This window comes from Paenibacillus sp. CMM36 (assembly GCF_053570945.1).
In genome coordinates this window covers 31,736-43,843 of record NZ_JBSEDY010000010.1, presented here as the reverse complement: position 1 = coordinate 43,843, position 12,108 = coordinate 31,736, and the positions used below count along the sequence as shown (strand labels likewise).

Genomic DNA, 12,108 nt, shown 5'->3' with positions numbered 1-12,108 from the left:
TGCAACTTTTTCTTACTTTTGTTTTTCCGTTAATGTTCTCACTTTAATAGGATGCAGATTCGCCTCGATTTGAGCCCGTTGCGGTTCATACCACTCTGGTAGCATTAATTTCTGCCCCATAGATTCAGCAGGTTCATCGTTAGCAAATCCCGGTGGATCTGTAGCAATTTCAAATAGGATGCCGCCCGCTTCTCTGAAATATATAGCATTAAAATATTGGCGGTCTATGATTGGAGTCGGCTGATAGCCATAATGCTGGACTGCGCTTCTCCATTCTTCATGTTGTTCGAAGTCTTTTGCACGCCATGCAATGTGATGTACCGTGCCTGCTCCACCAAAGCCTAGACCTATTTTGGCGAGTGGGACATCCACGATGTTGCCGATTTCTCCTACGGACTGATAACGCGCATATTCGGCGTCTTCAGCGATTTTCGTAAATCCGAGTATGCTCTCCAATGCATCCATCGTTCTCTGTGGATTGACACTAAATAGCACGGCACCTCCAAACCCCTTAATTGCTTTATCGGCTGAAATGCCACCGTAAGACCAAGTACTATTCGCTCCCTCTTCACGTTCAACAAGCTCAAGACGTAAGCCCTCATTATCCTCAAATTGAAGATATTGTTCAGAAAAACGGCTCGTTTTCGTAACTTGAATATCAAAGCTTTGCAAACGATGCTGCCAAAAATCAAGTGAACCTGGGGGTACCACATACGAGGTTATGCCCACCTGACCACCTCCGATTCGCCCTTTGGGAGTTCCTGGTGCAGGAAAAAAAGTAATGATCGTTCCAGGACTCCCTGCATCGTTGCCAAAGTACAAGTGGTAAACCTCAGGAGCATCAAAGTTGATCGTTTTCTTCACTAACCGAAGTCCCAGGACGCCGGCATAGAAGTCGACATTTTCCTGCGGATTACCGGCAAAAGCAGTAATATGATGGATACCTGTAGTTTGAAGTGGCATATGAAACCCTCCTTTAATCGTAGGAACCTTTATTTTTTGTTGTTGAAACGACCTAAACATCATGTTTTATCTAAGTATTGCATCAATGGAATATGAACCTGCTCCTGTCAACGCAATACCGATTACGACTGCAATAAGAACTAGCGGATATTCATAGCCATTAGCTGTTGCCCAGATCCCGTTTTGGCCATGTACTTTGAAAATTGCTCCGAGCATAGTCGCCGTAATCAACAATGCAGCCAGTGGAGTGAGCAATCCTACAGCAAATAGAGCTCCTCCCAACAATTCCATCAACCCAGCAGCCACTGCCATGAACACCCCGGGCTTAATGCCAATCGATTCCATCCAACCGCCCGTACCCTTTGGACCATAGCCTCCAAACCACCCAAAAAGCTTCTGCGCTCCATGCCCCACCAATAACAATCCAACCACCAAACGTATCAATAACAATCCACTTGCCAACATAAAAATCACTCTCCATATTATATTTATTTAGAGATTATTAAATTAGAGATATTAGATAAAATTAAATCTATTGTTTAGCGATTCGTGCCTGTTCTTTTCTAAGTTTTTCAGGAGTAACATCATCTCCATTCGGATCATAGATCGTAGCATTCAAGAGAATGCTTTGTACAGAGCCCCGAAAGATTTGAAGGTATTCTTTACGAAGATCCGTTTGTTCCGTTTTTTCAACTTCAGTTAACCCAACTTCTTTTGCTTTTTTTGCAAGCTGATTAATTCTTTCTAAAATGGTGATCATGTATATACCTCCCTATTCAAAATTTTATGATCACTTTTATCTTTAATTTATTTATCTTGATATAAAGATATAATACTTTTCTATCCGTGTCAATACTTTTTCGAAAAGAAAAGCAGCCAGAACACTTAGAGACACCTTTAAGCTACAAGTTGTGTAAAACCTTTCAACTCAATTACTAGAGCCATAATAAAAAGCCACCAACCAGAATCACGGGCTGATGGCTTTCTTGTCTTACTCAAATGGAGGCGAGGGGAGTCGAACCCCTGTCCGAAGATAACGACACATAAGCTTCTACGGGTGTAGTCACAGTTTTGATGTCACCCGAGTATCGCCCCGTAACCGGCTTAATTTGGGTCAGCTGGATTAAGTATTAATAGTTCATTAAGCTTTACATTAATGCGTCGAGTAACTTCACCAATCGTGATATCATATTCTCCAACACTTAGTGGATATATCCACTCATCTTTTCCATAGACGATTCCCGAGTAGGTAAAGGTATTGTCTGCTCTTCTTATGGACAGATATGGATTTGACAAGGGTTTACCCTCAGCATCTTTGAATACGAATTTAACAAATCCACCGTAGCCAACCAGGTTAAAATCAGCTGTTTCATAAACACTAGAAGTAACACTCACATCTGATTTGGAACTTTTAATATACCCATTGGCAAAGGCATTCAACGTATATTTTCCGGAAGGAACCGAGAGAGTATATTCCCCATATACATCGGTCGTAGCTGTCCATAATTGATTGTACGTACTAGCAATTACCGTAGCTTGCTCCACTGGATAGCCATCAACTCCACTCACCTTACCTTTTATTACACTTCCAGCTTTAGAGTTCATTGGGTCAAAAATGTATAATTTATTTAGTTCAACATCAACAAGACGAGTGACTTCACCAATTGTAACGTTATATGTCCCAACACCTAAAGGATAAACCCATTCGTCTTTCCCATAAATTACTCCTGAGTAGACGGTGCTATTATCCATTCTTTTTATAGATATCATTGGATTTATTAATGCTTTGCCATCAGTATCTTTAAATACTAATTTAACAAATCCACCATACCCCACCAAGTTAAAATCAAATGTATCATACGCACTTGAAGTCACACTTACATTTGATTTTGAATTATCTACATAGCCATCTGCATAAACGCTTAATGTATAAATTTCTGAAGGAAGTAATAGTGTGTATTTCCCATACACATCCGTAGTCACCGTCCAAGATTGGTTATACGTGCTAGCTGTTACGGTAGCATACTCCACTGGCATACCCTCAATACCGTATACGGAACCTGTAACACTGTGGACAAGTTCATCACCAGGGAAATTCACCTCAACTGGTATGAGCTTATCATCAAGTGTACCATCACCTAACTGTCCATAATCGTTGCCGCCCCAAGCCCAGACCGATCCATCTTTTTTTATTGCTAGTTGATGACCGGGGTATTGGGCGTATGTTTTAGATATTTGAGTGACATCTGTTAATTCAACTGGAGTTACTTCAATTTGATTAGTGAATATGTCTTCTTTAATTAATACAACTTTCCCATCTGACTTCAATGCCATTCCATTTGATATAGCTACAATGTTATCTAGATTTTCAACTTGTGTAGGAGTTGATCTATAGTCATCCCAAACCCAGACAGTCCCATCCGCTTTAAGTGCCAGTGTAGCTAATGTAGAAATATTAGCGAGTGCTTTTACATTTTCTATTCCTAAAATTTGTGTTGGTGTGGTCTGATAATTTGAACCATTAACTAAGTATCCCCACTCCCACACAGTCCCATCTGATTTGACAGCTTTTGATTTTTCATAACTACCTGTGATAGAAATGACATTTGACAAATTTTTCACTTGAACTGGAGTATATTGATCAACATAAGATCCATCCCCCAAAATTCCATATGCGTTATAGCCCCAAGTCCATACTGTTCCATCTGATTTTAAAGCCAGTGAATGATGACTTCCAGCTGATATAGAAATTACATCATGTAGATTATGTATCATTACAGGTTTCGATCTGTAAGTATTTGTTCCGTCGCCTAGCTGACCTTCGCTGTTATATCCCCAGGACCATACAGTTCCGTCTGATTTCAAGGCAAGCTGAAAACTATTCATCCCACCAACAACTTTCGTTATTTCACTCACATTTGGAATCTTCACTGGAATTTCAACAAAGTTAGGGTAACCAACCAACTCGCCTCTTTCGTTCAACCCTGATCCCCAACTCCATACAGTTCCGTCTGATTTAACTGCATATGACCTGAGGGAGTCAGCTGCAACATTAATGAACTGATGTGAAGGATTAGATGCAGATATTTCGTTGGACGAAGCATAGACAAAACCTGAGTTATTAGAAGTCATCATAAATAACATTAAAAGTACCATGGTTATCAATCTAAATTTTTCAAACAGGTTAGACATCTCTCTCAGACCCCTTTTAGTAGATTGTGCAACTCAGTTATGAATTAATTTAACGGTTACTACTACTTAGTCGGTAATGGCAACACCTCTTCACTACAAAATCAGATACCCCAATATTCCCACACGATAAATATTCTGTCAAAATATTTTGTCGTCCTAGCTATATCACCTTATATCTGAATCTATCGTATTCGATGGCAGAGAAAATAGAAGCCATCGAGCCGAAGTGGTCCTCCCTTTTCGAGTCCACGAGAAAAAACGGACACCGAATGGTGTCCGTTACTGATACTACGTATGGAGGCGAGGGGAGTCGAACCCCTGTCCGAAGATAACGACACATAAGCTTCTACGGGTGTAGTCACAGTTTTGATGTCACCCGAGTATCGCCCCGTAACCGGCTATACGTTGGGTCAGCCTGATTATCTTCTTCAGCTCACCGCAGGCGGAGATGAGACAGCGTATCCCACTATTTGTTAGCCCCTATCCCTGTCACATGGGCGATGCAGAGTAGAAGCACGCACACAGTTTCTTAGGCTGCGAAAGCGTAGTTGTTTTGTTGTTTGCCGTTTAATAGGCTTTAGCGTTGATGAAGCGGACGCGTCCCCACTACCCGCTACCCATGCTCGAACTATCCCCGTCGAATCCATAAACGCCCCCTTATTATAAAAGGGCTCCACGGATAAATCCGGAAATACCGGAGCATAAGCATGCATAATATCAAAAGCTGAATCCTAAGATTCAACACTCGAACAAAGTTAAAAGCTTTAAAACTGACTACTTCGTTAGTATACCATATTACAGGTCATTACGAAACGAAATGAAGCCATTTAAGCCTTATAAAATAGCACCATTAGAGGAACAAGTAACTTTTCCACGTAATTTGTACCATAACTAATAATACAATAACTTATCTCGCAATTTTCTGCTTCTCGCGCAAAGCGCGTTGGATATCACGTTGTGCATCGCGTTTAGCGGCAGCATCACGTTTATCATACTGCTTTTTACCTCTACCCAGTCCGAGCAAAAGCTTGGCATAACCATTGCGAACATAAATCTTTAACGGAACAATCGTGTAACCTTCCTGTTTGGACAGACCGATAAGCTTGCGAATCTGCTCTTTATGCAACAGCAGCTTACGCGTACGCGTCGGATCGGTAGGATTATTACGATTACCTTGCTCAAAAGGACTGATATGCATATTGTGAATATGAATTTCGCCATTACGGATCGTAGCAAATGCATCACTTATATTGGAACGACCATTTCGCAGAGACTTAATTTCCGTTCCCGTTAATACCATGCCCGCCTCGTAGGTGTCCTCAATAAAATAGTCATGGGAAGCTTTTTTGTTCTGGGCGAGCACTTTCCCGTCTGCCTTCTTACCCATGAATACCACTCCTTATGAATAACGTAATTCACTCTTGAAATCCAGGCATCAAAATCTGGCTACAAAGAGCCACCTAGAAATATATTGTAACAAATTTCAGATGGTAAAAGCAAGAAGGGTCAAGCCTTCTACATTTCTAACTAACACTAACATCACACTTAAAACAAGGCGGCTTCTATCCGTTACTGCAGACAGAAACCGCCTTTATACCTAAGTCGCATGATTAGTTTCATCCCCTGCCACGAAAGAAGACTCCTGCCTTCTAGCAAGCAAGTATAGCCACCTACTTCTTCTTTTTCCGCACAAAGCCAGCGGTGCTATTGGCGCCACTTCCGCCCTTATTCTTCCGTTTGCGTCGTGCTGCGCCTTCACCGTTTGGTCTGGCATCACTTCCTGGTGTAGCTGCTCCGCCGATGAAAATACCGCTGGCAGACGTCTTCTTCCGTCGCTTGCTTGCCCCGGATGCTGGCGAGTTATACCCGCCCTTGCCACTGCCAAAGCCGAAGCTGCTAGCTGAACCAGCTCCTGCCCCGTTCCCACCGCCGCGCCCTGAACGGCCTGCGGTGCTAATGCCTCCGTTACCTGCGCCAGCCTCTTTTGGCTTCCCGGTAACATCACGACTGCCTTTACCCTCTTTGCCAGTCTTATCCTTGCCGCCCTTGCGGTCACGCCCTTCTCGGCCTTTGCCTTTACCACGGCTCTCGCCACGCGCAAAGCCTCCGCCCTGTCCTGTACCGCCAGTCCGTTCACGGCGTTGCCGTTGCTTCATATCGACAAGTTCAAAGTCAATTGTGTAATCTTCCATATTTACACGCGCGACCCGAACCTTAACCTCATCTCCAATGCGGAACACCTTGGAGGTGCGTTCGCCGATCAACGCCATATGCTGCTCGTCAAAATGATAATAGTCGTCCGTAAGCGCACTCAGACGCGTCAGACCCTCCACTGTATTGTCGAGCTCAATGAACATTCCGAAGCTGGTTACACTGCTGATGATTCCCTCGAATTCCTCGCCGACCTTATCCAGCATGTACTCAGCCTTTTTCATCTGCTCTGTATCACGCTCTGCATCCACAGCTACACGCTCACGCTCGGAAGATTGCTGCGCAATATCAGGCATACGTGCAGTCAAATATTCCTGACGTTCGGCTGTTAAAGCCCCGCCATTCTCCAATACCTCACGAATGACACGGTGAATCACCAAGTCAGGGTAACGACGAATCGGCGATGTAAAATGAGAGTAATATTCCGCTGCTAGTCCAAAATGACCTGTCGACTCCGCATCATACTTTGCCTGCTTCATCGAACGCAGCATCATCGTGCTAAGCACGGTTTGCTCCTTCGTACCCTGAATGTCTTCCAGCAACGTTTGCAGTGCACGCGGATGAATGGAATTCCCTCTACCTTTGATCTGGTGTCCAAAATTAGCTGCGAAGGCCATAAAGTTTTGCAGCTTCTCTGGATCTGGGTCCTCATGAATCCGGTACAAGAAAGGTACTTTGAGCCAATGGAAATGTTCGGCTACCGTTTCATTGGCCGCCAACATAAACTCTTCAATAATTTGTTCAGCTATCGTACGATCCCTCTTCACAATATCGACGGCCTTGCCTTCATCATCCACAATTACTTTGGCTTCATCAAAGTCAAAATCAACCGCGCCTCGGCGCATTCGATTAGCACGCAGCTTCAATGCCAATTCCTTCATCGTGCCGAATACTTCCACGAGATCCTTGTACCGTTCCATCAGTTCAGCATCTTCCTCTTCGAGGATTTTGCGAACGTTAGTGTACGTCATCCGTTCCTTCGTTTTAATCACACTGGTGAAAATATCATGCTTTACAACCTTCATATGCTCATTGAATTCCATCTCACAGGATAAAGTCAGTCGATCCACCTGTGGATTCAAAGAACATATTCCGTTCGAAAGTCGATGTGGAAGCATAGGAATGACACGGTCAACCAAATACACGCTACAACCGCGGTTATATGCCTCCTGATCCAGCTTGGAGTTCTCATGCACATAATACCCTACGTCGGCAATATGAACGCCCAGACGGTAGTTTCCGTTCGGCAAGCGCTCTACATTGACAGCATCATCCAGGTCTTTGGCATCCTCACCATCAATGGTAACAATGATCTTATCACGCAGATCGCGCCGTCCCTGACGTACAATCTCTTCTTCCGTAATCGCGTCGGGAGCATTCTCGGCTTCCTCTGTCACTTCATCTGGAAAAGCTTCCGGAAGCTGATGCTTGCGAATAACGGACAAAATGTCAACGCCTGGATCATCCTTATGACCCAAAACCTCCAACACTTCGCCTTCCGCCGCAGCTCGTCCTTCTGGATAGCTCACAATGCGCACAACGACCTTTTGCCCGTTCACAGCTCCGTTGAAGCTATCCTTTGGAATGAAAATATCCCGGTTAATGCGCTTATCATCCGGCAAAACAAAACCGTATGCTTCGTGGCTCTGAAACACGCCTACTACTTGAAGCACTGCGCGCTTCACGATCCGCACAACTTCGCCTTCTAATCGGCCACCCGCAGGTCCCTTCGACGTCACTCTTACCAGTACCGTATCTCCATTCATCGCACTCTTCAAGTCGTTAGCATGAATATATACATCCGGGTGCTCCCGGTCCTCTGGAATCAAAAAAGCAAATCCCTTGGCATGAGCCTGCAAACGCCCACGCTGCAAATCCATCCGTTCCGGCACGCCATAGCGGTTTGTGCGGGTCAGCAGAATTTTCCCCTCTTCCTCCAAGGCATTCAAAAGCTTAAGAAATTCACGGAAATCTTCGGCATCCTTAATATCAAAATGCTGCTCCAGCTCCTGGTAAGTCATGGGTTTGTATGCGGTCTCGCGCATAAAATCGAGTAGTTGTTGCTCTGTTATCATAATATTGTCCACCTCGGGTGACCTTTAATTTTCAGTAATAAAATCCGCATGTCCTTGTTCCTTGCTCCTGATACAAGGCTCTTAATATACTCATACCCTAGTATACACGAATTTAATCGACGGCATCCCTGCCTGTCCAAAATCTAAAAAAAGCCCCCGTTTCCCGCGAAACGAAGGCTTAAGGTACATATTTATCTTATTTTGCAAAAAATGCAACTAAAACAGAAACGATCATGAAACCCGCACCCAAAACAGCAGTTGCGCGTTGTAAAATCAAATCCATACCGCGAGCTTTTGTCTTGCCGAACAGATGCTCAGCACCGCCAGAGATGGCACCGGACAAACCTGCGCTTTTCCCCTTTTGCAGTAAAACAACCGCAATAACAGCAATCGAGAACACAACGAGCAGCACTTTCAAAAAGATTTCCATGAAAAATCCCACCTCCTGAGCTTATACATCTGTTTTGCAAAACAACACAGCCTCTTTTATGAAAACATGTACATATCATGTTATAAATAGCCGGAAATTAACGCAAAACACTATTTTTATTCTACCACAGCTTCCAGTAGATAACAACAGCTATAGCAAGTCACTCAGCCATTAAGCCTTTGCAAAGTTATAAATTCTCATACACATCCATAATAACAAAAAACAGACCTGCTCGCGGTGGCGAGTAGGCCTGTTTTATTCATGCGTAAAAGCTTTGAGCGTTCAGACTTCGTGATCATAAACCATGAGTCAAGAGACGCCATCAGCATTTTTGCGCAATATTATTTTTTCAGGTTGTAGAAAGATTTCAGGCCGTGGTATTGAGCCAGTTCACCCAGTTGATCCTCAATGCGGAGCAATTGGTTGTACTTCGCAATACGGTCAGTACGGGAAGGAGCACCTGTTTTAATTTGGCCTGCATTTGTTGCAACAGCGATATCAGCGATTGTGCTGTCTTCGGATTCACCGGAACGGTGAGAGATAACAGCTGTGTATCCTGCACGTTTAGCCAATTCGATAGCATCGAATGTTTCAGTCAGCGTACCGATTTGGTTTACTTTGATCAGGATGGAGTTACCGATGTTTTCATCGATACCTTTAGCCAGACGCTCTGTGTTTGTTACGAACAGGTCGTCACCAACCAATTGGATTTTGTTGCCCAATTTTTCAGTGAGCAATTTCCAACCTTCCCAGTCATCTTCGGAGCAACCATCTTCAATAGTGATGATTGGGTATTTATCAACCCAAGAAGCAAGCAGGTCAACGAACTCAGCAGAAGTGAAGGATTTGCCTTCGCCTTCCAAAGTATATTTTCCATCTTTGAAGAACTCAGTGGAAGCAACGTCCATACCGAGGAATACGTCAACACCTGGTTTGTAACCAGCTTTTTCGATCGCTTCGATAATAGTGGACAGAGCTTCTTCGTTAGATTTGAAGTTAGGAGCAAAACCACCTTCATCACCAACAGCTGTGTTCAAACCTTTGGAGTTCAGTACGGATTTCAGGTTGTGGAAGATTTCTGCGCCTACACGCAGAGCTTCTTTAAATGTAGGAGCGCCTACAGGCAGAACCATGAACTCTTGTACGTCAACGTTATTGTCGGCATGAGCGCCACCGTTAACGATGTTCATCATTGGTACTGGCAATTGTTTAGCATTGAATCCGCCTAGGTAAGTGTACAGTGGCAAGCCCAGAGCTTCAGCAGCAGCGCGAGCTACAGCCATGGATACTGCCAGAATTGCGTTTGCACCCAATTTACCTTTGTTATGTGTACCATCCAATTTGATCATCAGCGTGTCGATTTCTACTTGGTTCACAGCATCCAAGCCGATTACTTCAGGAGCAATAATTTCGTTCACGTTTTTAACAGCTTGCAGAACGCCTTTACCCAGGTAACGGGATTTGTCGTTATCACGAAGTTCTACAGCTTCGTGAGCGCCTGTGGAGGCACCGGAAGGAACGATAGCACTACCGATAGCACCGGATTCCAGATATACTTCAACTTCAACCGTAGGGTTACCACGGGAGTCGAGGACTTCGCGAGCGTACACGTCAGAAATAATAGTCATTTGTACTTAATCTCCTTTGTGAATCATGATTTATTGGTCAAGCCTATACTTATTAAATCAAGCTTACTTGCGGGATGCAATCATAGATTTTCCTGTCATTTCCGCAGGTTGCGGAAGTTGCATCAAATCCAGAAGCGTTGGAGCTACGTCAGCCAATATTCCATGCTCACGCAAAACGATATTTTCGTCAGTCAAAATGAACGGAACCGGATTCGTTGTGTGAGCTGTGAACGGACGTCCCTGCTCATCAATTTCCATATCCGCGTTACCATGGTCGGCAATGATAATAACCACGCCACCTTTGGCTTTAACCGCATCTACAACACGTCCAACACATTCATCCGTCGTCTCTACCGCCTTAATCGTTGGCTCCAGCATACCGGAGTGTCCAACCATATCCGGATTGGCAAAGTTCAGGATAATCGCATCATGCTTGTCGGCTTCGATTTCCTTAACAGCAGCATCCGCTACTTCATACGCACTCATTTCCGGCTGCAAGTCATATGTAGCCACTTTAGGCGAGTTGATCAAAATACGAGTTTCGCCAGGAAGCTCCACATCACGTCCGCCACTGAAAAAGAAAGTAACGTGCGGATATTTTTCAGTCTCAGCAATACGCAATTGCTTCTTGTTGTTTTGAACCAACACTTCACCAAACGTGTTATCCAGATTTTTCGGTTCGTAAGCTACAAAGCCCTCAACCGTTTCGCTGAACAACGTCAGGCAAACAAAGTGCAAATCTTTAGGCCATTTCGGGCCACGGTCAAAACCACGGAAGTCCGCGTTTGTAAATACCTGAGACAGTTGAATCGCACGGTCAGGACGGAAGTTGAGGAAGATAACAGAGTCATTGCTTTCGACCAGCCCTACAGGACTTCCGTCAGCCTTCACAATAACAGTTGGCTCCACAAATTCGTCGAACACTGATTTTTCATACGATTCTTTCAATGCTTCCATTGGATCTGTGTATTGAGGTCCTTCTCCGTATACGATTGCACGGTAAGATTTCTCTACACGTTCCCAACGTTTGTCGCGGTCCATAGCATAATAGCGTCCTTGTACAGTCGCAATTTTACCTACGCCCACTTCTTGAATCTTAGCGATCAGCTGCTGCATGAAGCCTACGCCGCTGTCTGGCATAACGTCGCGTCCATCCATGAAAGCATGAATGTACACTTCTGTTAGGCCTTCTTTTTTCGCCAAGTCCAGCATAGCGAACAGATGGCTGATATGGCTATGCACGCCGCCGTCGGACAGAAGTCCGTACAGGTGAAGTTTCGTGTTGTTCTTCTTGGCATGTTGCACTGCTTTAACCAGTGTTTCATTGTCGTAGAATTCACCTTCACGGATGGACTTCGAAATACGAGTCAAGTCTTGATATACGATACGGCCTGCGCCGATGTTCAAGTGACCCACTTCAGAGTTACCCATTTGTCCTTCCGGCAAACCTACTGCTTCGCCAGAAGCCGTCAGCGTCGTATGAGGATACTGTTGTAAATACCGGTCGTAATTCGGTTTGTTGGCCTGTGCAACCGCATTGCCTTCCACGGTGTCACGCAGTCCGAACCCGTCCATAATAATTAAAGCTACCGGTTTTGGTGCTGTCATC

At 44.4% G+C, this 12,108-nt stretch carries 9 protein-coding genes and 1 other RNA gene; all 10 read right to left on the bottom strand.

What is annotated here, in order from left to right; all coding sequences use genetic code 11:
• Positions 1 to 12: 12 nt before the first annotated feature.
• On the bottom strand, positions 13 to 963 hold the full coding sequence (locus ACWA2B_RS18935; RefSeq protein WP_449292502.1) for a ring-cleaving dioxygenase: 951 nt from the start codon (positions 961 to 963) through the stop codon (positions 13 to 15).
• Between the two features lie 66 nt (positions 964 to 1,029).
• Positions 1,030 to 1,428 (bottom strand): DoxX family protein, encoded by a 399-nt coding sequence (locus ACWA2B_RS18930; protein ID WP_029516933.1) that lies wholly within the window; start codon positions 1,426 to 1,428, stop codon positions 1,030 to 1,032.
• 67 nt (positions 1,429 to 1,495) lie between these two features.
• A complete protein-coding gene (locus tag ACWA2B_RS18925; RefSeq protein WP_449292501.1) occupies positions 1,496 to 1,723 on the bottom strand; it encodes a DUF896 domain-containing protein in 228 nt (75 codons plus the stop codon).
• Between the two features lie 344 nt (positions 1,724 to 2,067).
• On the bottom strand, positions 2,068 to 4,155 hold the full coding sequence (locus tag ACWA2B_RS18920; protein WP_449292500.1) for a carboxypeptidase regulatory-like domain-containing protein: 2,088 nt from the start codon (positions 4,153 to 4,155) through the stop codon (positions 2,068 to 2,070).
• Positions 4,156 to 4,447: 292 nt separating this feature from the next.
• Positions 4,448 to 4,812: a transfer-messenger RNA gene (gene ssrA / locus ACWA2B_RS18915) on the bottom strand.
• A gap of 250 nt (positions 4,813 to 5,062) precedes the next feature.
• Positions 5,063 to 5,542, bottom strand: coding sequence for an SsrA-binding protein SmpB (smpB, locus tag ACWA2B_RS18910; RefSeq protein WP_013308270.1), 480 nt, complete (start codon positions 5,540 to 5,542; stop codon positions 5,063 to 5,065).
• A 283-nt stretch (positions 5,543 to 5,825) separates the two neighbouring features.
• Positions 5,826 to 8,441 carry a ribonuclease R gene (gene rnr / locus ACWA2B_RS18905; RefSeq protein WP_449292499.1) on the bottom strand — a complete coding sequence of 872 codons (2,616 nt, stop codon included), beginning with the start codon at positions 8,439 to 8,441 and terminating at the stop codon, positions 5,826 to 5,828.
• Between the two features lie 196 nt (positions 8,442 to 8,637).
• A complete protein-coding gene (secG, locus tag ACWA2B_RS18900) occupies positions 8,638 to 8,871 on the bottom strand; it encodes a preprotein translocase subunit SecG (RefSeq protein ID WP_013308268.1) in 234 nt (77 codons plus the stop codon).
• Between the two features lie 341 nt (positions 8,872 to 9,212).
• Positions 9,213 to 10,499 carry a phosphopyruvate hydratase gene (eno, locus tag ACWA2B_RS18895; RefSeq protein WP_013308266.1) on the bottom strand — a complete coding sequence of 429 codons (1,287 nt, stop codon included), beginning with the start codon at positions 10,497 to 10,499 and terminating at the stop codon, positions 9,213 to 9,215.
• A 63-nt stretch (positions 10,500 to 10,562) separates the two neighbouring features.
• On the bottom strand, positions 10,563 to 12,107 hold the full coding sequence (gpmI, locus tag ACWA2B_RS18890; protein WP_013308265.1) for a 2,3-bisphosphoglycerate-independent phosphoglycerate mutase: 1,545 nt from the start codon (positions 12,105 to 12,107) through the stop codon (positions 10,563 to 10,565).
• Position 12,108 lies beyond the last annotated feature (1 nt).

Excerpts from the sequence above, each read along its gene's own strand:
- ACWA2B_RS18935 (WP_449292502.1), bottom strand. The coding sequence starts at position 963 with ATGCCACTTCAAACTACAGGTATCCATCATATTACTGCTTTTGCCGGT.
- ACWA2B_RS18930 (WP_029516933.1), bottom strand. The coding sequence starts at position 1,428 with ATGTTGGCAAGTGGATTGTTATTGATACGTTTGGTGGTTGGATTGTTA.
- ACWA2B_RS18925 (WP_449292501.1), bottom strand. The coding sequence starts at position 1,723 with ATGATCACCATTTTAGAAAGAATTAATCAGCTTGCAAAAAAAGCAAAA.
- ACWA2B_RS18920 (WP_449292500.1), bottom strand. The coding sequence starts at position 4,155 with ATGTCTAACCTGTTTGAAAAATTTAGATTGATAACCATGGTACTTTTA.
- smpB (WP_013308270.1), bottom strand. The coding sequence starts at position 5,542 with ATGGGTAAGAAGGCAGACGGGAAAGTGCTCGCCCAGAACAAAAAAGCT.
- rnr (WP_449292499.1), bottom strand. The coding sequence starts at position 8,441 with ATGATAACAGAGCAACAACTACTCGATTTTATGCGCGAGACCGCATAC.
- secG (WP_013308268.1), bottom strand. The coding sequence starts at position 8,871 with ATGGAAATCTTTTTGAAAGTGCTGCTCGTTGTGTTCTCGATTGCTGTT.
- eno (WP_013308266.1), bottom strand. The coding sequence starts at position 10,499 with ATGACTATTATTTCTGACGTGTACGCTCGCGAAGTCCTCGACTCCCGT.
- gpmI (WP_013308265.1), bottom strand. The coding sequence starts at position 12,107 with ATGACAGCACCAAAACCGGTAGCTTTAATTATTATGGACGGGTTCGGA.